The sequence below is a fragment of the Sphingorhabdus sp. SMR4y genome (genome assembly GCF_002218195.1).
Taxonomy (GTDB): Bacteria; Pseudomonadota; Alphaproteobacteria; order Sphingomonadales; family Sphingomonadaceae; genus Parasphingorhabdus.
Map to the genome: position 1 here is coordinate 2,506,700 of NZ_CP022336.1, position 20,857 is coordinate 2,527,556.

Sequence of the window (20,857 nt, forward strand, 5' to 3'; positions counted from 1 at the left end):
ATCTTTAAGCGAGTGATTAATTTATTCAAGCAGGACAAGATCAATATGCAATTGCAAGACAAGATTATCGTCATCACTGGTGGTGCCAGCGGTATCGGAGCGGCCATGGCCCGCAGATTTTCTGCGGAAGGCGCAAAAAAGGTGATCTGTGCAGACCGCGATCTTGCCGGCGCGCAGGCCGTTGCCGACGAGATCGGCGGTGTGGCGATCAAAACCGATGTGTCCCTGGCCGAAGATATCCGTCATCTGATCGAAACGGTGGAAGCCGATATCGGGCCGATTGACCTGTTCGTTTCCAATGCCGGTATCATCACCAGCGGCGGGGTCGAAGTGGAGGACGCGGACTGGCAGAATATCTGGGAGATCAATGTCCTGTCCCATATCCAGGCGGCACGGATATTGGTGCCGAAAATGCTGGCCCGTGGTGGCGGCTATCTGCTCAACACCGCGTCGGCGGCCGGTCTTCTGGCGCAAATAGGGTCGGCGCCTTATTCGGTGACCAAACATGCTGCGGTCAGTTTTGCCGAATGGCTGGCGATCACCCATGGCGCAGAGGGGCTGAAAGTGTCGGTGCTTTGCCCGCAAGGCGTCGATACGCCAATGATTGCCGGTGTCGACACCTCCACCGTGGCCAAGGACGGCATCGTAACGCCGGAACATGTCGCGGACATGTGCGTCGAAGCGATTGGCGACGAACGATTCCTGATTTTGCCGCATCCCGTCGTCGGCGACTATATCAAGCAGAAAGGGGCTGATCCCGAGCGATGGATTTCCGGCATGCAGCGCTGGCAGGCGATGCTGACCGAACAGGCGTCCTGAACCAATCCTATTAATTATGGCCTGACAAAATGGAGCATTGGGACTCTTCCTGTTCGCCTCTAGCGTCGCTGCAAATGCAATAGGAGAGAAAATCATGGCATTGGTATCAGTCGTGGGCGCAACCGGTCGGCAAGGCCTTGCACAAATACGGCAACTGGCAGCGGCGGGTCACAAGGTTCGCGCCCTGTCGCGCAGTGAAAATCCCGATCTGGGAGGCACCAACGCGGCGGATGAATGCCGCCAGATTGACCTCACCGACGAATCGACCTGGGTCCCGGCCTTTGAAGGTTCGGACGCGGTTTTCTACACCCACCCGCTGCAGGCGCGCGAAGATCGCGCAACGATGGTCGGCAAGGTCGCAGCTGCGGCCAAGGAAGCCGGCACCGAGCGTTTCGTCTGGAACACCTCGAGCTGGATTCCCGAGCGTCCCGGCGACCCTTTCACCTATGGCAACAACACGATCGCAGTGAACGAGATTTTCCGCTCCGGCATGCCGGCCACCGTATTTGGTTCGGTGCTTTTCATGGACAATCTGCTGACCAACTGGGCGCGCCCGTTCATCGTTGACGAAAAACGCTATGTCTATCCGCACAACGCCGATCTTCAGGCCAACTGGATCAGCCTTGACGATGTCGGCAAATGCATGGTCGCCGCAATGGATCGTCCCGACTTTGAAGGGTCGTGGCTCAACATCGGTGGACCACAGCGCCTGAAACCACCAGAAGTAGCGGAAACCCTGTCGCGGGTATTCGGGCATGAAATCAAATATGACCCCTGCACGCCGAAAGAATTTGGTGACTATCTGGTCAAGGCTTTTGGCGATGACGTGCCGCCGGAAAATCGCGAGACCATGGCGGCCGGGATCACCGCATTCTACGAATATAATAACAATAATGTCACTCGGCCTTTTGAAGTCGACACCGATTTCATGCAGCAGCGTCTGCCGGAAGTCGAATTCGAGACGCTGGAAGAATGGGCAGCGCGGCAGGACTGGTCGGAAGACGCACACCGTCCGCCTGCGGGATAATTTGTATCCCCGATATTGCTGATTTGAATGACTATACCGGCCTTTGCCCCGAACATCGGGGTGAAGGCCGGACTCTATGCGGCTCCGTTACCGGGCGCGATGTTCAGGCGATCATGCGCTCTATGAACCAGTAGGTGGAAATGATCCCGATGCCATAGGCCATAGCGGTCTTTGCCGGATGCAGCCATTGGATCCGAAATTTGCCAAGGCCGATCAATACCGCCAGAGCCACGGCAACAATTGCCAGCTGGCCGATCTCGACGCCGAGATTGAAGGTCAGCAGGGCCAGCGGGACATCGCCTTCCGGCAGGCCGATTTCCGCGAGCGCTCCGGCGAAGCCGAAGCCGTGGAGTAGGCCGAACAGAAAGGCGACGATCCACGGGAAACGTTCGGATAGCCGCCGCTCGCCGGGCCCGGCCTTGATCACCTCGACCGCGAGAAAGATGATGGAAAGGGCAATGACCGCCTCTACCGGCTGCGAGGGTAGCGACAGCCAGCCGAGTGTTGTCCCGACCAGGGTGATGCTATGCGCGACAGTGAAGGCGGTGACGGTCTTGGCGACCAGCCAGCCGCCCTTGAGCAGCAGCACGAGCGCCAGCACGAAGAACAGGTGGTCGAAGCCGAGCACGATATGCTCGATCCCGATAATCGTATAGGTCGCCGCGACATTGGAAATGATAGAAGGCTTGGGCAGGGCGGCGGCCGGCTGGTCCGGTGTCAGGCGCAGGGTCTGCATGGCGCCGTCGATCGGCGCAACACGAACCAGAGCGTCGGTGGTCGAAAGCTCGAGCCCTTTCAGGCCGACGGTCTGGCCCTGGAGCGATCCGTCACAGCGCAAATCGAGGCGGGTCAGAATATTGCTGCCGGCAAATTCGCGCTGCCGCTTGCCTTCGATATTGCAATTGGCGGGGATGATGACCTGGCCGCTCTGGCCCAGGCGGGAATTGGTCGATGCCTTCCACAGCAGCGACCATTGGCCCGGTGACTGTTCGGTCATCTCGACATAGGCCGGGCGCAGCTCGTCTGCGCGCGCACTGTTCGGGACGAAAGCAAGTGCACAGCAGGCCCACAGGACAGCCAGCCAGCGTATCATGGGCGACCGGCTACCGTGATCTCATATTCCGCCCGCAAGCGGGCCAGACTTTTGTCTCTCTGTTCGGCTTGACGCGCGGCGGACCAGTCATTGATGACCCGTTGCCGGACGTCATCAAGCGCCCCTTTCTGACCGGAGGTTTTCGCTGAAATCCTGACGGCATGGCTGCCGAAACCGGAGACGACCGGTCCGCTCCAGACGCCGGGTTCCAGCTTTTCGAGCTGTTCCACAAAGCGGTCGCCAAATTGGCGGGCGATGTCGGCCGTTTCAGCTTGGACGAATGTCCTGGGCGTGGAAAGGGGCTGCGCGTAGCTGTCGGGGTCCGCACCGGCTTGCAGCTGTTCGATCCGATCACGGGCCTCGCTTGCGCTGATCTGCCCGAGATATATCTGTTCAAAATCGTAGAGCGGGGGCAGGACATATTTGTCGGGATTGTCATCCATCCACTGTTGCAGCACCGCATCGTCCGCTTCGGTCTCCGCCGTCTCTTCGCTCTCGATGAAACGCATCTTGGTGAACAGCCTCCGCCGGATGACGGGATCATTCCGGTCCAGCCCCAGCCGCAGCGCCTCGCGATAGTAGATTTCTTCGGCAATTTCCTGATCGATCAGGCTGTCCAGTTCGGCCTGCGTCGGTGCGCGGCGAAAATTCTGGACCCAGTCGGCCTTGAGCCGTTCGATATCGGTCTCATCAATGCTGACCGCATAATCTGCCGGATCACGGTTGCTGCCGGTGGCCCAGAAAAAGGCAAAGACCAGCAATGCTCCGCCCAGAAAATGGATCAGCGGTTCTTTCAACAATTTTCGTCCCATTATCGAATGGCCTGTTGGTTCAGTCCGAGCTTTTAAAAGCGCCGCGGGGCCGGTCAGGTGACAGGCCTCGACGCGCTTGTGCGAAGACGGCTATGCTTTCGGCGTATACCAGATAGGCGAGCTATAGGCGCGCTCCTGCTGGATCTTGATCACGTCATCGGGCAGGGTCAGGCTGAATTTCAGTGCATCATAGACCGGCCATGTCGGGGTCGGGATTTCCAATACCCGGACATAGTAAAATGCGTTCTGGCTCGCGTCAAAATCGGGATCCTGCCAGAAGGTTGCCAGTTCCGGCGCGCCCGTGGCATTGTCCCAGGTACCCTTTGTCAGATCGACGGTATTGGGTACCGCAGGGAGCTTGCCATCGGCACCAAGCTTTCGTGTCTCGGCATCGCTCCAGCTGACATTATAGACTTTCTCCTGGCTCTGTCCGCTTGCATCCACCCAACCCTTGATCACCTGGATACGATCGAGGCTGGCGCTCTCCGGATCCATCAGCGCGCTGATCAGGAATTTGGGTGGTTGGCCACCACCGCCCTGCAGATCGCCGCCCATTGGAACACCTTTGGCATAGCCGGCCTTGACGAGATTTGCCGTATCGTCCGCGGAGAAATCAAAGCCGCCAAAGAAACGGACCTGCATCCGCGGGCCTGTGGTCGCATAGACTTCGCGGCGCATCATTGCGTCGAAAATGGCTTCGCGGGTGTTGCTGGTTGCCCAGACGGCTGCATAGCCGCTCGACAGATAATGCCAGCCGAAGCGGCCTTCGCGGGTGCCGAGATTCTGTGGCTCGTGGGCGCGACGCTGGTTATTCGCCTCGTTGGCGCTGTGCTTGCCGAAGAAATTATTCTCGTCGGCGGTTGCCAGCGACGTGTGGCTGTCGGTCGATCCGATCATCCCGAACTTGAACGGATTGGCGCCGATGGACAGCGTCAGTTCCAGTCCGCGTTTCAGCGCTTCGCGTACATAGCTGCCACCATAGCTTTCCGGCGGCATGTCTCTGGTACAGCTCAGATTGCATTTGTCCCACCCGGTGACGCCGAAACTGGCGAACTCGTCATTGGGAGACAGAAACGGATGGGATTCGCTGTCGCCCTTGATCTGGGTGACCTCGACAATCGGTTCGCGCAGCGCCCGGGTCTTGACATAGGCTGCATCGATCGGGCTGCCGTCAAACTTGTTCATCGCGAACATGCGGCCGTTCGAGACATTGCTGTTATGCGGAATGGCAAGCACCTTGCCGCCGGTTTTTTCCTCGTAGGCGGCCATATAGGCCCAGAGCTTTTCCGGATTTTGCGATCCCAGAGCACCAAAAGGAATGGTGTCGCCCATGTCTTCCGGGCTGTCGCGAAACATCACCACGCGGTGGAGATTGTCGCCATTTGGCATCGATGTATATTCAAAGCCCATGAAGGCGGTGAATTTCCCCGGTTCATTATACTGGTCGACGGTCTCGCCATGCTTTTCCCACAGATCGGCGGTGCGTTCCCGGGTTTCTTCCGGGTCGGTAAGGGATTTCGGCAATGTATTCTTGGCAGCGCCATCGATCAGCTCTGCTGTGACCTGCAAGGAGCCCTCGTCACTCTCGTTCATCATGTCATGCCAGCGCAGCAGGAATTTATTGGCAAGCAATGCGAAGCGCGGGGCTTCCATGATCGCCTTGGTTGCGCCCATCGCGTCGCTGTGATCGGCGATCACCAGAAAATCGAGTGGCCGGGACAATTTGGCCTTGGCCCCCTTGGTCGCTGTCACTTCCTCGCCGCGGGCAAAGCGCAGGGCATTCTCGGTGTCGAGCCGGTTGCCGAAACCGAAAGCATCAATGCTGTTGTCTGTGTGGAGATGGGTGTCGCCCCAGAACACCTGTTCGGGATATTCCGTGTTCGTAATCTCTGCGCCGCCACTGTCGTCATCGTTTATTTTCGAACAGGCCGATAAGGCCAGAGCAGCTGAGCATGCTGCCAGCATCAGTGATTTGCGCATAATTGAGTCTCCCATCCCAAGCGCAGGAGGCTATCGCTCTCGATGGCCCTGTGCAATAGGCAGCTGTTCAGGCTAGCCTGACGTAGCGTCAGCCGAGCCATCGCCTCAAAAAGCCGCGGTCCCGCAAGATGGTTTTGGCGGCATTATGACCCGGTGCGCCGGTCACGCCACCGCCGGGATGGGTGCCCGATCCGCACATATACAAACCTTCGAGGGGACCCTTGTAACCGGCCGCACCGAGCACGGGGCGCGCCGCCCAAAGCTGGTCGAGTGACATGCGGCCATGAAATATATCGCCACCGACCAGGCCGAATTTGCGTTCCAGGTCGAGCGGAGACAGCGCCATCTGACCGAGGATCAGCTTGCGAAAGCCCGGCGCATGGCTTTCGACGACATCCAATATGGCTGCCACTGCCGCATCGCGTTCCTTGTCCCAGCTGCGGCCCTCTGGCAGTTCGGGTGCAAATTGCTGGCAAAACAGGCTCGCGACATGCTGGCCAGCGGGAGCCAGACTGTCGTCGACCAGACTGGGGATCAGCATTTCGACAACCGGTTTGCGGGACCAGCCATTGCGCCGGGCGTCCTGATAGGCGCGGTCCATATAATCGAGCGAGGGTGCCATGATGATCCCGGATTTCAAATGGTCGCCGGTCCCGGGCCGGTCGCGGAAATCGGGCAGGCCCTCCAGCGCCAGATTCATCCTGAAACTGCCGGAACCGCATTTATAGCAGTCCATCATCTGCCGGAAACCGGGTGGCAATTCGGTAGCATCGATCAGCCGGTCATAGAGCAGTTTCGGACCAATATTGGCGATGATATTGCGCGCGTGTATCGTTTCGCCGTCCACGGTCGTCAGCCCGACCGCTGCCCCGTTCTCGACCAGCAGCCTGGCGACCGGGGATGCGAGGCTTATTTCGACGCCGGCCTCCTCGCAGGCTGCCGCCATCAGTTGCGTGATCCGCCCCATGCCGCCGATCACATGGCCCCATTGCCCCTTCTTGCCATTGACCTCGCCAAAGACATGATGGAGCAGGACATAGGCGCTGCCGGGCGTGTCGGGACTGGCGTAATTGCCAACGATGGCATCGAATCCGAAGGCCGCCTTGAGCGGTGTGCTTTCGAACCATTGGTCCAGGAGTTCACGCGCGCTCAGCGTGAACAGCTTGAGGATATTGTGCTGTTCGATCATCGAAAGGCGGGAGAACCGCCGGGCGTTTCTTATGGCGGCCAGCATGGCATGGGCCTTGCCCCCGGCATTGGGCGGGATTTCGAGCGCCAGATCACGCAATATGGCTGCGGCCGATTCCAGCATCGCATAATATTCCGGCAGTCGCGCTGCATCGGCCGCGGAGAAGCGCGCGGTCTCGTCCTGGGTGGCTTCGAGCGAACCGCCCAAAAGCAGATATTCTCCCCCGCCAAGCGGCAGAAAATTGCTCTTCGGGCGCTCGATCACCCGATAGCCCCGTTCAACCAGCCCCATGTCGGCGATGATTTTCGGCTGCAGGAGCGAGACCGTGTAGCTCGCCGTGCTGTTGCGGAAGCCGGGATGAAATTCCTCGGTCACAGCGGCACCGCCGACCACCTTCCGCGCTTCCAGTATCCGGACCTTCATGCCCGCCCGGGCAAGATAATAAGCGCAGACCAGACCGTTATGGCCGCCGCCGATGATCAGTGCGTCCGGTGCATGTGCATTCATGATGTCACGAGACCTACCGCCGGATCCGGCGGGCAGCAACCGACAATCGCCGGCATCGTCTGTCACCCGGCGAGCGATACGCGACGGCATGATTTGTGGAAATGCAGACAGGGTGATAGGATTGGCAAAATTTATATTCGATAAGGATCATTCTGGATGAGATATTTGTTGCTGACCGCCGCTTCTGCCCTGGCCCTCACCGCTGTCACCGTCGCACCTGCAGCCCATGCGCAGACCAGCGAAACGGCCAGCGAGAAGCAGGAGGATATCAACACCCGCCTGTCCGCTTTTTTCGAGCAATATGACGAGCAGGAACTGGCCCATTCGCCCACCTCCAAAGCCTATCGCGGCATCCGCGATGCGGATTACGGCAAATGGGATGACCCGAGCGACGCTGCAGCAGTCGAACAATATGAACGCGAACAGGCTGCGCTGGCGACCATGAAAGCTGCCTTTGACAAAGACCGGTTAAGCGAGGCCGGTCAGTTGAGTTACCGCCTGTTCGAAGCGCGGGCGGAGCGCTCGCGCAAGGCTTTTCCGTTCCGCCGGAACAGCTATATGTTCGACCAGATGAATGGCGCGCAAAGCCAGATTCCGGCGTTCATGATCAATATACACCGGGTCGACAGCAAGGCCGATGCAGGCGCTTATGTCAGCCGTCTCTTTGGCGCCGGACCATTGATGGAATCACTGGTCGCCCAATCTGCCGAGCGGGCCGATGACGGGATCATGGTGCCGGACTGGGTCTTTCCCTATGTGATCAGCGATGCCCGGAATGTCATTACCGGCGCGCCCTTTACCGAAGGTGATGATTCACCGATCTTTGCCGATCTGAAGAAGAAGGTGAATGCTCTCGATATTGCGGACAGTGAGAAGGCAGACCTGATTGCCCGCGGCGAAGAGGCGCTGGTCGACAGCCTGAAGCCAGCCTATGAAAAACTGATCGCCGAAATGGAGCGCCAGCAGGCGATGGCTGGCGACGGTGACGGCGTCTGGCGATTCGAGGACGGTGCCGAATATTATGCCGAGCGGCTGCAAAATTATACGACCACAGAGCTGACCGCCGACGAGATCCACCAGATCGGACTCGACAATGTAGCGCGCATTCACGGGCTGATGCGCAAGATCATGGCGGATGTGGGCTTCGAGGGCAGCTTGCAGGACTTTTTCGTCCATCTGCGCACCGGCGAGCAATATTTTCACACCAGTCGCGAAGATTATCTCGCGGAAGCCAATAGCAAGCTTGCAGCAATGGAAAAGAAGCTGCCGGAATTTTTCGACACGCTGCCCAATGCTCCCTTCGTGATCAAGCCGGTGGAAGCGTTCCGCGAGAAATCAGCGGGCAAGGCTTTTTACCAGCGGCCCGCGCCCGACGGTTCCCGGCCGGGAACCTATTATGTGAATCTTTATGATCTCAACAGCATGTCTAAAACCGAACTGGAAGCACTGGCCTATCATGAAGCCTTGCCGGGCCATCATCTGCAACTGGCGATCCAGACCGAATTGGGCGATCTGCCCGCCTTCCGCAAATTTGGCGGCGTGACCGCCTATTCGGAGGGCTGGGGCCTGTATAGCGAGGAACTGGGCAAGGACATGGGCTTTTATACCGATCCCTATTCCGATTTTGGCCGACTCGGCATGGAATTGTGGCGGGCGTGCCGGCTTGTGGTGGATACCGGTATCCATGACAAACGCTGGAGCCGGGAAGAAGCGATTAAATATCTGACCGACAACACACCCAATCCGGATGGTGATATTCGCAAGGCGATTGAACGCTATATTGTCTATCCCGGCCAGGCGACCGCCTATATGATCGGCAAGCTGAAGATACTTGAGCTGCGAACGCGGGCGCAGGAGGCTCTGGGCGACAGGTTCACGATGGGCGCGTTCCATGACGTAATCCTGAAAAGCGGGCCGGTACCACTCGACATCATGGAAGAACGGGTTGACGCCTGGATTGCATCGAGCAGCTGATCAGCGAGGGCAAAAAGCAGCTTTTGTCCTTAAATGTCAAAACTATGTGGGGAATCTGTCGTATTTATCCAATAACAGCCCATCATTTCGGGTGCATAGCGGCGGTGCGACCCGAAGGGCTCCTGCCATTCTAATGTGAAGGCATCGGAGTTCTTTTCCTTATTGGCCTGACCATTATTTTGGTCAGGCCTTTTTTTTAACTATATTTCTTTGCTATATAAGCGCATTCCATAGGGAATCTGAACCTGGGGAGGGACAGATCGAGGGGTCGTAGATTGGTAAGCTTGAAATATTTTGCGCCGGCGGAAGATGTCCGGGACCTGGTTTCGGTCTATTATCTTTTCGAGGATGACCAGCCGCGCTTTGCCGATAACGAGAGAGCCGCCATCGCGCAATTGCGCTTTCTGCTGGAGGGGAGCGCGGTCATAAGCTTTGCCGATGGCAGCAGCTATTCCCATGAAGGCGCGGTGTTGCAGGGGCCTTCGACAGGCGCCATGCATGTTGAAGTCACCGGACCGTTCCGGATGTTCGGGGTCGGCGTCTTGCCGGCGGGCTGGGCCATTTCCACGCGGAAATCGGCGGCAGAATATACTGACAAAGCGGTCAACGCCGCCGAGGTTTTCTCGCAGGAAATCAACAAGAATCTTGAATATCTGCGCGGTTGCGAGAGTCCCGAGCAGATGGTGGCCTGGGCCGACAAGGTCTATCGCTCGCTGAAACCGCGGCTCAAGCCGGAAACCGCCGCCTTTACCAAGATGGTTGACGAGTGGCTGTCGTCCGAGCCTTCGCCACCGGTCAGCGGCCTGATGGAACGGTCGACGCAAAGCTCGCGGCAGGTGCTGCGGACGGTGAACAAGCTGTACGGGATGCCGCCCAAATATCTGGCGCGCAAATATCGGGCGCTGCGGGCGGCCCGGGCCTACGCCGAGCATAATGAGGAAGAGCTGCTGGAACTGATCGATGCTTTTTATGACCAGTCGCACATGATCCGGGAAGTGAAATTCTTCGCCGGCGTCACGCCGACGCAATTGCGCGTCGGGGAAGGGGAAATCGCGCGACTGATCGACCAGCGGGCCAATCTGAAAGGCAAGATCGCGCCGCTGACGACCGAGACCTGAATGGAAGATTTGGAAGCATGTTTTCCCCATTGGCCTGACCAGGGAAGGCCCCGCTGGACTTGCAATGTTGGATAAATGAGACTAAATTAGTCTTGTTTAAACCTTCACCCTTGGCGAATCGAGAAAAATGCGTCTTTCCAATCTCGCAGACTATGCTGTTGTCCTGATGTCCGCCGCGGCGCGCCATTGCGGAGCGGCGCTGCTTGCGGAAGGCAAGCTGAACGCAACGAAGCTGTCGCAGGAGACTGGTGTTCCGTTGCCGACGGCCAAGAAACTGGTCAGCAAACTGACCACCGCCGGGCTGTTCGAATCGACGCGCGGCATCGGTGGCGGCATCCGGCTGGCGCGTCCCCCGGCGTCGATCAGCCTCGCCGATATTGTCGAAGCTGTTGAAGGTCCGCTTGCGATTACCAGTTGTACCATTGACGGCAATCACGATTGTATGCTGGAGGACGGTTGCACGGTGAAGCCCCATTGGGGCGTAGTGAACCGGACGATCCGCAAGGCGCTGGACGATGTCAGCCTGGCGAGCCTGTCGGATTTGCCAGTCGCCCCCAAAATTCGAATAATGGAAAAAGCATGATGAGCGAAGACGTCAAAACATCTGATTATGATGCCGAGCGCGCGGAAATGAACGCCGAGGCGCAGGAAGCGGTCGACAAGGCGAGCGCTTACGAGTTCGGCTGGTCGTCGGACATCGAACAGGATTTCGCGCCCAAGGGCCTAAACGAAGACACGGTGCGGTTCATTTCCGACAAGAAGGGCGAGCCCGAGTGGATGCTCGAGTGGCGGCTGAAAGCTTTCCGCCAGTGGGAAAAGATGGAATCGCCGGACTGGGCGAAGCTCGAGATCCCGATGATCGATTATCAGGACGCTTATTATTACGCCGAGCCCAAGCCTAAGGAAAAGCTGGGTTCGCTCGACGAAGTCGATCCGGAAATCCTGCGTATCTATGAGAAGCTCGGCATACCGATCGAGGAGCAAAAGGTGCTCGCGGGCGTCGAGGGCGCGCGCAAGGTCGCGGTCGACGCGGTGTTCGACAGCGTCTCGGTGGCGACCACGTTCCGGCAGGAACTGGAAGAGGCGGGCGTGATCTTCCGGTCGATCAGCGAGGCGATCAAGGAATATCCCGATCTGGTCAAAAAATATCTCGGCAAGGTTGTGCCGATGCACGACAATTATTTCGCTACGCTCAACTGCGCGGTGTTTAGTGATGGCACCTTTGTTTATATTCCCAAGGGCGTGCGCTGCCCGATGGAGCTCAGCACCTATTTCCGGATCAATGCCGAAAATACCGGCCAGTTCGAGCGGACATTGATCGTCGCCGAAGAAGGCAGCTATGTATCCTATCTCGAAGGCTGCACTGCGCCGATGCGTGATGAGAATCAGCTGCACGCCGCCGTGGTCGAACTGGTCGCAATGGACGATGCGGAAATCAAATATTCGACCGTGCAAAACTGGTATCCCGGCGACGAGAACGGCAAGGGCGGCATCTATAATTTCGTCACCAAGCGCGGGCTCTGCCAGGGCAAGAATAGCAAGATCAGCTGGACCCAGGTCGAGACCGGCAGCGCGGTGACGTGGAAATATCCGAGCTGCGTCCTGAACGGCGAAGGCAGCGTTGGCGAATTCTACTCGGTGGCGCTGACCAACAATTACCAGCAGGCCGATACCGGCACCAAGATGATCCATAACGGCAAGAACACCCGTTCGACGATCATCTCCAAGGGGATCAGCGCCGGTCACAGCGACAATACCTATCGCGGTCTGGTGCGGGTCGGGCCGAACGCGGAGAACGTCCGCAATTTCACGCAGTGCGACAGCCTGTTGCTCGGCGATCAGTCAGGCGCGCATACTGTACCTTATATCGAGGTCAAGAACCCGACCGCGACGATCGAGCATGAAGCGACGACCAGCAAGATCAGCGACGACCAGATGTTCTATGCCCAGCAACGCGGGCTGGATGAAGAAGCGGCGGTGAGTTTGATCGTAAACGGCTTTGCCAAGGAAGTGCTCAAGGAACTGCCGATGGAATTTGCGGTCGAAGCGCAGAAGTTGCTGGCGATTTCGCTGGAAGGGAGCGTGGGGTGATTGGCCTGCCTGCACTCCTTTGTAATCCTGAACTTGTTTCAGGATCCACGTCTCCGATTGCACAGTCGGTGATTGGGGCGCCATGGATGCTGAAACGAGTTCAGCATGACGATTTCCACGGGTGTCACCCACCGTCTCAAGAATTTTGAACTGAAAAGAAACCAAATGCTGAAAATTGAAAATCTCCACGCCACCGTCGGCGACACAGAAATCCTCAAGGGGCTCTCCCTCGAAATCAACGCGGGTGAAATCCATGCGATCATGGGGCCCAATGGTGCGGGCAAGTCTACGCTGGCTTATGCGCTGGGCGGACGGCCCGGTTATGAAGTGACCGAGGGCAGCGTGAGCTTTACGCCTTCCGTTCGTCCTGAGCCTGTCGAAGGACAGGGTGAGCAGGAGAGCGGTGCTTCGACAAGCTCAGCACGAACGGGGGAAGGCGAAGCGGTGGATCTCCTTGAACTGGATCCGCACGAACGGGCTGCGGCGGGTATTTTCCTTGGTTTCCAATATCCGGTCGAAATTCCCGGTGTGAGCAATCTGCAGTTCTTGCGCGAGAGCCTGAATGCGCAGCGGGCGGTGCGCGGTGAAGAGGCGCTGACCGGCGCGGAATTCATCAAGCTCGCCAAGGAAAAGGCGGCGCTGTTGAAGATGGACATGGATATGCTCAAGCGCGCCGTGAACGTCGGCTTTTCCGGCGGCGAGAAAAAGCGTAACGAGATGGTGCAGATGGGCATTCTCGATCCCAAGCTGGCGATCCTCGACGAGACCGACAGCGGCCTCGACATCGACGCGCTGCGCACTGTCGGTTCGGGTATCAACGCGATCATGCGCAAGCCCGACAAGGCGGTGCTGCTGATCACGCACTACCAACGGCTGCTTGATGAAGTGAAACCGGATTTTGTCCACGTGTTGGCGGCTGGCCGGATTGTGAAAACCGGCGGACCGGAACTGGCGCTGCAGCTGGAAGAAGAAGGCTATGAAGCGATAGCGGAGGCGGCATGATGGTGTGCGCTAACTCTTTCCTCCCTGTCGCGCAGCGATGGGGAGGTGGCAGTAGCGAAGCTGCTGACGGAGGGGCCGTGCGCGCGTTGCCCCTCCACCATGCTTCGCATGGTCCCCCTCCCCATGCCTTCGGCACAGGGAGGAGAATAATATGAACGCACCGCTCCCTACGCGCCGCGATGAAGCTTGGCGCTATGCTGACCTCAAGGCGTTGGAACCTGTCTGGGCGAAGCTCGATGGACCAGAGAAAATCAACGTGCCGGCGGGTGAAACCGTTTCGCGTCAGATCGCCGAACTGCCGGTGATCGACGGCGTTGGCGTGATCGATCTCGATGTCACCATCGGCGACAAGGCGACATTCAATCTCCATGTCCTCGCGCATGAGGCCGACTATGGCCGGATTCACGTCAGGGTGACCCTTGGCAATGGCTCGCATTTTGAACTGGGTGGCGCGATCCTTGGCTGCGGCAAGCAGACGCTGGAAATCGTTACCGAGACGGTCCACGCCGAACCCAATGCGACCTCCAACCAGGTGGTGCGTTCGGTCTTGGCGGACACGGCGACCGGAAGCTTCCTCGGCAGTATCAATGTTGCGCGCCATGCGCAGAAAACCGATGCGGCCCAGTCGGTCAAATCGATGCTGCTCGATCGCGGCGCGACCGCGAATGCGAAGCCCGAGCTGGAAATTTTCGCTGACGACGTGAAATGCGCCCATGGCGCGACCGTTGGCGAGCTCGACAAGCAGGCGCTCTTCTATCTGGCATCGCGCGGCTTACCGCCGGCGCAGGCGAAGAAGCTAATGCTGCAGGCGTTTATTGCTGATGCCTTCGTGTCGCTGGATGATGATGCGGCGCGGGACGTTATCGAGGGTAAGGCGCTTGAGGTGTTGGAGGCTTTGTCGTGAGCGATGCTGGTAACCCGGTTCCCGTTCGTGCTGAGCCTGTCGAAGCACCCGCGCGTTCGAAAGCTGTCCTTCGACGAGCTCAGGACGAACGGAGCCTTGTGTCCCACCGCGCCGACTTCCCCGGTATCGGACCGGACTGGCACTATCTCGACTCTGCCGCTACCGCGCAAAAACCACAGGCCGTGCTCGACGCCATAGCCCGCGCTTACGGCCCCGATTACGCCACCGTCCACCGCGGCGTATACGAACGCTCGGCCAATATGACCCTTGCCTATGAAGCCGCGCGCAAACGGGTTGCCGGCTTCCTTAATGCCGCCTCCGAAAATGAAATCGTCTTCACCAGCGGCGCGACCGACAGTATCAATCTGGTGGCCGAAAGCTGGGGTAATACGTTCGTTGGTGAGGGCGACCGGATCATGCTGTCGCAGCTGGAGCATCACAGCAATATCGTGCCGTGGCAGATGCTGGCCGAGCGGGTTGGGGCGCAGATCGATGTCGCGCCGCTGACCGATGATGGCCAGATCGATCTCGACTGGATCGAGGAAAATCTGACCGAACAGCACAAGCTGGTCGCGCTGGCGCATGTGTCCAATGTTCTGGGTTCCCTGCTCGACGCGAAACGGGCGGCGGCGATCGCGCACAAGGTCGGCGCGAAGATGCTGCTCGACGGCTGTCAGGCCGCGCCACGGCTGCCGGTTGATGTGCAGGAACTGGGTTGCGATTTCTATGTTTTCTCGGGGCACAAGATTTACGGCCCGACGGGTATCGGCGCGCTCTGGGCTCCCTATGAAGTGCTCGAGGCGATGCCGCCATGGAAGGGCGGCGGGTCGATGATCGACCGTGTGTCCTTCGACGGCACGACTTTTGCGCCGCCGCCGGGCCGTTTTGAAGCCGGAACACCCCATATCGCCGGTGTGGTCGGGCTGGATGCGGCGATCCAATATGTCGAGGGCATCGGGCTGGACGTGATCTCGGAGCATGAAAATGCGACGCTGGCCAAGGCGCGCGAGGCGCTTTCGGGCATCAACTCGGTGCGGGTCTTCGGGCCGGACAAGAGCATGGGCATATTGAGTTTCGCGGTCGGCGACGTGCATCCGCATGATGTCGCCACTATATTGGATGAAGGCGGCGTTGCGATCCGTGCCGGCCATCATTGCGCGCAGCCCTTGATGGGCTATCTCGGGGTGGCGGCGACGGCGCGCGCGAGTTTCGGGATTTACAGTGATGACGATGATGTTGCCGCTCTGGTGGACGGCATCAATCGGGTCAGAAAGATTTTCGGGTAAGGTGACGATATGAACGAAGAACGCAAGATATTGGTCGAGGAAGTCGAATCGGTCGAGAAGCCGAAACTGGCGAAGGTCGAGGATGCTGTCGAGGACACTCCGTTCGTCTCCAGCGAAGTCGAGAGACCGGATGATGGCGAGCAAAGTGTCTCGACTACGCTCGACACGAACGGCGAAGCGAAACCCGTCATGGCGCCTTCGCCCTATGAAGCGGAAAGCGATGCGGCGAAGCTCAATCGCAAGAAGGACTATCTCGAGGGCTTTCTGGCGCAGAAACCGACCGAGGCTCCCGCCGGTGAAGCCGGTGGCGATATTTACGAAGCGGTGGTCGACACGCTGAAATCGATCTACGATCCGGAAATTCCGGTGAATATCTATGATCTCGGCCTGATCTACGGCGTCGAAATCACGCCGGACAATCACGCGATTGTCACCATGACGCTGACCACGCCGCATTGCCCGGTCGCCGAATCCATGCCCGGCGAGATCGAATTGCAAGTCGGCAGCGTGCCCGGCGTCGGCCACGCCGAGGTCAATCTCGTCTGGGACCCGCCATGGGACCCACAGAAGATGAGCGACGAAGCGAAGCTTGAACTGGGGATGTTGTGAGCGAAGAAAAGAATTTAATCCGTTAGTCCTGAGCTTGTCGAAGGACGCCTATCGTCGAGAAGCGTGGTTCGACAGGCTCACCACTAACGGTTTTGGAGCAAGACTATGACCGAGACAAAAACCAAGACCCGCGAAATACCCGCCGCGATCATCCTGACCCCGGCGGCCGAGCAGCGCATCGCCGACCTGATGGCGAAGGCCCCGGACGACGCGATCGGCGTGAAACTTTCCACCCCGCGCCGTGGCTGTTCGGGCCTCGCCTATTCGGTCGACTATGTCAGCGAGGAAGTCGCGTTTGACGAGAAGATCGTCACCCCCGGCGGTGTGTTCTACGTCGACGGCGGATCGGTGCTCTATCTGATCGGCAGCACGATGGACTGGGTCGAAGATGATTTTACCGCGGGCTTTGTGTTCGAGAACCCGAATGCCAAGGGCGCCTGCGGGTGTGGGGAGAGTTTTACGGTTTGACAAAAAGGGCGCGAGAATCTCTTCCCGCGCCCTCCTTTTTTAAGCGACCATCCCGACCGTCAGCTAGTCACCAGACAGGCTGACGAGATCGTTCATCAAGCCGGTAGTGCCGTTGGTCACGGTCAGCTTGTCGACCTTGGTCGCAATGCTTTCCAGAGCCTCGAGCTCTTTCAGCCGGAGCATGACCGGGTTGTCGGCCATCACCTTCGCGGTGTTCAGAAGCGACCGCGTTGCGTTCGTTTCTTCCCGCCGCTTGATGACGTTGGCCTCTGCTGCTTTCTGTGCAGAAACCACCTGGTTCAGAAGCTCCCGCATCTCACCCGGCAGGATCACGTCCTTCAGGGTGATGTCGGTAACCTCCAGACCAATGGCCGCCATGTCGGACCGCACCTTGGTCGCGGCTTCGGCATCCACCATCACCTGCTTTTCCAGGATCTGGTCGAGCGTCATCGCGCCCAGCGTTTTCCGGAACGCATATTGCAGCGCCCGGTACAGCGTATCGGCAAAGTCCTTGACCTCGGTCACGGCTTTGACCGGATCAACGACCCGGTATTCCGCCGCCACGTTGATCCGCAAAGTCACGCGGTCCTTGGTCAAAAGCTCCTGACCGGTCACGTCAAGCGGTTGCCGCGTCAGATCAACGATCTTCACGGCGACCTTCTGACCCACCATCCAGTAGCCCGTGACACCCGGCGTCAATTCACCGGCCATCCGGCCATCGACGGTGAGCAGGCCGATCTGGCCCTTGTCGACCTCCACGATCCGAACATTGGAGAGCAGGCTAGCCACGCCGGCTTTTAACAGCCGCTGCAGCAAGGCCGGTGCGATCACCGGATTCTGTTCCAGCTGCACGACCTCCGCTTTCCACGGGCCGGCATCGGTCCACACGGTGAGCTTGCTATCCGGTGAGAGGACAGAATGAATCCGTCCGTCGCATTCGATGACAGCAATCTCGTCTGTTCCGGTCCGGTACTGGGTCAGATGCGCGGCCGCCTGATCGGGCAGCTTGTCAAAAAGCACCTTCTCGTAGGCCGAGCCAAATGCGCCGCCGGTCAAAGTCATGCGCTCGACGCGCAGCTGCTGCCGCCGGTTCGGCAGAACATGCTCGCCGGCTCCCAGGATACCGCGGACCTCGCCCTTGTAGAGCCAGATCGCCCGTTCATTTTCGTTGATGGTCACGCGGGTGCGCCCCATCAGGCTATCAATCAAATACAACATTACATTCACCTTCTAGTGTCAACTCACGCTGAACTCCTTTCGTTTTTACCCGGCACCGGAATTGGCGCTGAGCTTGTTCCCGCGATCAAAAAGATCCGGGGACCGGGGGCATGGTGCATGGTGGACCGGCCAAGAGCGGGCGTTGCGGGGCGCGCGGCAGATCAGACGGGATCGAAACCCCGGCCTTTGCAGCCACAGCCCGGTGCTGCCTTCATGACAGATCGAACCATTTACCATGGTGGCGAGCGCTTTGCCCTCGGCGTTTGGCAATCCGAAGAAAACCTCCCGCCGCAGTCGCCGCGCCGTTCACATGCCGGTCCCCGAACCCGGTATTATAGACAGCATTCGCAGTGCTGGAGTCTTTTTCAAAGACCAAGAGTGGAGCAGGAGTCGAACCTGCGACACCAAGATTAACAATCTTGTGCTCTATCCATCTGAGCTATCCAGTGGTGGGTCAGACAGGGATCGAACCTGTTACCTCCGGGCGCAAAGCTCGGCGCTCTTCCAATGAGCTACAGTCCCAGCCGAATCGAGACAAAGCAGCATCCGTACATGCGGGCATCAGAGATGCTGCATGCGGGCGGGCTTCATGAAACCCTGACCGTTGACGTCTGCCCCGTCCATTGATCGGGGAGGCGGGCCTGTGGTGGGTCGGCTGCGGTTTGGCAATGGCGAGGGCAGCTGTTTGCGATGAGGCGGGGCCTGGGAGAGGTGAATGGTTTCGAATGATACTATACTGGGTGGTTGTCGCAAAAGAAAATCCCCGACGCTTTCACGCCGGGGACTTGAAATTCGTCATCCTGAAATTGGATCAGGATCTCGTGAGACAGTGCACAATCTCGATGGATGCTGAAACAAGTTCAGCATGACGAGGTCGGTAACTTCAGGTTCAAAGTTTCGAAGTCAACTCCGGCACCGCATCAAACAGATCGGCAACCAGTCCAATATCGGCAACCTGGAAAATCGGTGCGTCTTCGTCCTTGTTGATCGCGACGATCGTCTTGCTGTCCTTCATGCCGGCGAGATGCTGGATCGCGCCGGAGATGCCGATGGCGATATAGACTTCCGGAGCGACGATCTTGCCGGTCTGGCCGACCTGATAGTCGTTCGGGACATAGCCCGCATCGACGGCGGCGCGCGAGGCACCGATGCCGGCGCCGAGCTTGTCTGCCAGCGGGGTGATGACTTCCTCGAATTTTTCGCCGGAGCCCAGGGCGCGACCACCGGAGACGATCATCTTGGCGCTGGTCAGTTCGGGCCGTTCGGACTTGGCGATTTCCTCGCTGACGAAGCTGGACAGGCCGGCATCGCTGGCGCCGCTGACAGCCTCGATGGTGCCCGAGCCGCCTTCGGCTGCGGCCTTGTCGAACGCCGTGCCGCGCACGGTGATGATCTTCTTGGCATCGGAAGATTTGACCGTGGCGATCGCGTTACCGGCGTAGATCGGCCGGGTGAAGGTATCTTCGCTTTCGACCGAGAGAATGTCGCTGATCTGCATCACGTCGAGCAAAGCGGCGACGCGCGGAGCGATATTCTTGCCGGTGGTGGTTGCCGGCGCGAGGAACGCGTCATGCGTTTCCATCAGGCTGGCGATCAGCGGCGCGGCATTTTCCGCGAGCTGGTTGGCGAGCGACGCATCGTCGGCGACATGGACGGTGGCGACGCCGGCGACCTTGGCGGCCTGTTCGGCAACGCTGCCGCAGTCCGAACCAAGCACCAGAGCGTGGACTTCGCCCAGTTGCGACGCGGCGGTGACAACGGCCAGCGTCGCGTCTTTCATGTTACTGTTGTCATGTTCGACTAAAACTAGAGTTTTCATTTTTGTAACTCCTTCAAATTCTTTCAAAAACCGTTCGTGCTGAGCCTGTCGAAGCACCTTGTCCCACCAATCCTTCGACAAGCTCAGGATGAACGGGGGTGCCTCAGGCGCAGGCTGCTAGATCGCTCCCACAGCTTTGAGTTTTGCGACCAGCGCATCGACGTCTTCGACCTTTTCACCGGCCTGGCGAACCGGGGGCTCGGCGACGGTGATGGTGGTCAGACGCGGGCTGATGTCGACGCCGTAATCGGCGGGCGTTTTCTCATCCATCGGCTTTTTCTTGGCCTTCATGATGTTCGGCAGCGACGCATAGCGTGGCTCGTTGAGGCGCAGATCGGTGGTGACCACGGCAGGCAGGTTCAGCTTGACCGTCTGCAGGCCGCCGTCGATTTCGCGTTTCACGGTGATGCTGTCGCCGTCGAGATCGACGGTGTTGGCAAACGTGCCCTGGCCCCAGCCGAGCAGGGCTGCCAGCATCTGGCCGGTCTGGTTCGAATCGTCGTCAATCGCCTGCTTGCCGGTGATGACCAGCTGCGGGGATTCTTCCTCGACGATCTTGGCGAGGATCTTGGCAACGCCCAGTGGCTCGACTTCTTCGTCGGTGACTACGAGAATCGCGCGGTCCGCTCCCATGGCGAGAGCGGTACGCAATGTTTCCTGTGCCTTTTGCGGGCCAACCGAAACCGCAACGATTTCTTCCGCCTTGCCGGCCTCTTTCAGGCGAATGGCTTCCTCGACGGAAATTTCGTCAAACGGGTTCATCGACATTTTGACATTGGCGAGATCGACGCCGCTGCCATCGGACTTGACCCGCGGTTTTACATTATAATCTATGACCCGTTTTACGGGCACCAGGATTTTCATTGCTGTTTCCTTTTCCTAATTTCACTAACCAATTAACTTACGTTCACGTAAACGTCAAGTTTTGCGCTGCGGTGCAG

General features: G+C 58.8%; 18 protein-coding genes. 11 read left to right on the top strand and 7 right to left on the bottom strand.

All coding sequences use genetic code 11. From position 1 onward, the window contains the following. Positions 1-45 precede the first annotated feature (45 nt). Together SPHFLASMR4Y_RS12050 and SPHFLASMR4Y_RS12055 are read left to right on the top strand one after the other, a co-directional pair. Complete coding sequence (locus SPHFLASMR4Y_RS12050; protein WP_089134858.1) at positions 46-819, top strand: SDR family oxidoreductase; 774 nt, start codon at positions 46-48, stop codon at positions 817-819. Between the two features lie 94 nt (positions 820-913). After that, positions 914-1,846 carry an SDR family oxidoreductase gene (locus tag SPHFLASMR4Y_RS12055; protein WP_089133769.1) on the top strand — a complete coding sequence of 311 codons (933 nt, stop codon included), beginning with the start codon at positions 914-916 and terminating at the stop codon, positions 1,844-1,846. 103 nt (positions 1,847-1,949) lie between these two features. Here SPHFLASMR4Y_RS12055 and SPHFLASMR4Y_RS12060 read toward each other — a convergent pair whose 3' ends face one another. From SPHFLASMR4Y_RS12060 to SPHFLASMR4Y_RS12075, 4 genes are all read right to left on the bottom strand, one after another. Next, positions 1,950-2,939: a HupE/UreJ family protein gene (locus SPHFLASMR4Y_RS12060; protein WP_089133770.1), complete on the bottom strand. Its 990-nt coding sequence runs from the start codon at positions 2,937-2,939 to the stop codon at positions 1,950-1,952. After that, positions 2,936-3,751: a peptidyl-prolyl cis-trans isomerase gene (locus SPHFLASMR4Y_RS12065; protein ID WP_089133771.1), complete on the bottom strand. Its 816-nt coding sequence runs from the start codon at positions 3,749-3,751 to the stop codon at positions 2,936-2,938. Before SPHFLASMR4Y_RS12065 ends, SPHFLASMR4Y_RS12060 begins: the two co-directional genes overlap by 4 nt. Before the next feature lie 90 nt (positions 3,752-3,841). After that, positions 3,842-5,731: a DUF3604 domain-containing protein gene (locus SPHFLASMR4Y_RS12070; RefSeq protein ID WP_089133772.1), complete on the bottom strand. Its 1,890-nt coding sequence runs from the start codon at positions 5,729-5,731 to the stop codon at positions 3,842-3,844. 88 nt (positions 5,732-5,819) lie between these two features. After that, positions 5,820-7,427 (bottom strand): phytoene desaturase family protein, encoded by a 1,608-nt coding sequence (locus SPHFLASMR4Y_RS12075; protein ID WP_089134859.1) that lies wholly within the window; start codon positions 7,425-7,427, stop codon positions 5,820-5,822. 156 nt (positions 7,428-7,583) lie between these two features. Between SPHFLASMR4Y_RS12075 and SPHFLASMR4Y_RS12080 the strand changes: the two genes are divergently transcribed. From SPHFLASMR4Y_RS12080 to SPHFLASMR4Y_RS12120, 9 genes are all read left to right on the top strand, one after another. Further along, positions 7,584-9,401, top strand: a complete 1,818-nt coding sequence (locus tag SPHFLASMR4Y_RS12080) for a DUF885 domain-containing protein (protein WP_089133773.1) — start codon at positions 7,584-7,586, stop codon at positions 9,399-9,401. Positions 9,402-9,676: 275 nt separating this feature from the next. Beyond that, positions 9,677-10,519, top strand: coding sequence for a DUF6597 domain-containing transcriptional factor (locus SPHFLASMR4Y_RS12085; protein ID WP_145955529.1), 843 nt, complete (start codon positions 9,677-9,679; stop codon positions 10,517-10,519). 127 nt (positions 10,520-10,646) lie between these two features. Next, positions 10,647-11,102, top strand: a complete 456-nt coding sequence (locus SPHFLASMR4Y_RS12090; protein WP_089133775.1) for an SUF system Fe-S cluster assembly regulator — start codon at positions 10,647-10,649, stop codon at positions 11,100-11,102. A gap of 47 nt (positions 11,103-11,149) precedes the next feature. After that, on the top strand, positions 11,150-12,610 hold the full coding sequence (gene sufB / locus SPHFLASMR4Y_RS12095) for a Fe-S cluster assembly protein SufB (protein WP_089134860.1): 1,461 nt from the start codon (positions 11,150-11,152) through the stop codon (positions 12,608-12,610). 165 nt (positions 12,611-12,775) lie between these two features. Continuing rightward, positions 12,776-13,612: a Fe-S cluster assembly ATPase SufC gene (gene sufC, locus SPHFLASMR4Y_RS12100; protein ID WP_089134861.1), complete on the top strand. Its 837-nt coding sequence runs from the start codon at positions 12,776-12,778 to the stop codon at positions 13,610-13,612. Between the two features lie 151 nt (positions 13,613-13,763). Continuing rightward, positions 13,764-14,516: a SufD family Fe-S cluster assembly protein gene (locus SPHFLASMR4Y_RS12105; RefSeq protein WP_089133776.1), complete on the top strand. Its 753-nt coding sequence runs from the start codon at positions 13,764-13,766 to the stop codon at positions 14,514-14,516. A gap of 98 nt (positions 14,517-14,614) precedes the next feature. Further along, on the top strand, positions 14,615-15,802 hold the full coding sequence (locus SPHFLASMR4Y_RS12110; protein WP_089133777.1) for a cysteine desulfurase: 1,188 nt from the start codon (positions 14,615-14,617) through the stop codon (positions 15,800-15,802). Positions 15,803-15,991: 189 nt separating this feature from the next. Further along, positions 15,992-16,411 (top strand): SUF system Fe-S cluster assembly protein, encoded by a 420-nt coding sequence (locus SPHFLASMR4Y_RS12115; protein WP_089134862.1) that lies wholly within the window; start codon positions 15,992-15,994, stop codon positions 16,409-16,411. A gap of 105 nt (positions 16,412-16,516) precedes the next feature. Then, entirely contained in the window at positions 16,517-16,879 is a 363-nt protein-coding gene (locus SPHFLASMR4Y_RS12120) for a HesB/IscA family protein (protein WP_089133778.1), read from the top strand. A 63-nt stretch (positions 16,880-16,942) separates the two neighbouring features. On the opposite strand, the gene SPHFLASMR4Y_RS12125 is transcribed toward SPHFLASMR4Y_RS12120, so the two are convergent. The 3 genes from SPHFLASMR4Y_RS12125 to SPHFLASMR4Y_RS12145 all read right to left on the bottom strand — a co-directional run bounded on the left by SPHFLASMR4Y_RS12125 (position 16,943) and on the right by SPHFLASMR4Y_RS12145 (position 20,780). Beyond that, the gene (locus SPHFLASMR4Y_RS12125; RefSeq protein ID WP_222102930.1) at positions 16,943-18,097 is read right to left on the bottom strand and encodes a slipin family protein; all 1,155 of its coding nucleotides are present in this window, start codon (positions 18,095-18,097) and stop codon (positions 16,943-16,945) included. A gap of 889 nt (positions 18,098-18,986) precedes the next feature. Next, positions 18,987-19,916, bottom strand: a complete 930-nt coding sequence (locus SPHFLASMR4Y_RS12140; protein WP_089133779.1) for an electron transfer flavoprotein subunit alpha/FixB family protein — start codon at positions 19,914-19,916, stop codon at positions 18,987-18,989. 117 nt (positions 19,917-20,033) lie between these two features. Continuing rightward, positions 20,034-20,780 (bottom strand): electron transfer flavoprotein subunit beta/FixA family protein, encoded by a 747-nt coding sequence (locus SPHFLASMR4Y_RS12145; protein WP_089133780.1) that lies wholly within the window; start codon positions 20,778-20,780, stop codon positions 20,034-20,036. Between the last annotated feature and the right edge of the window lie 77 nt (positions 20,781-20,857).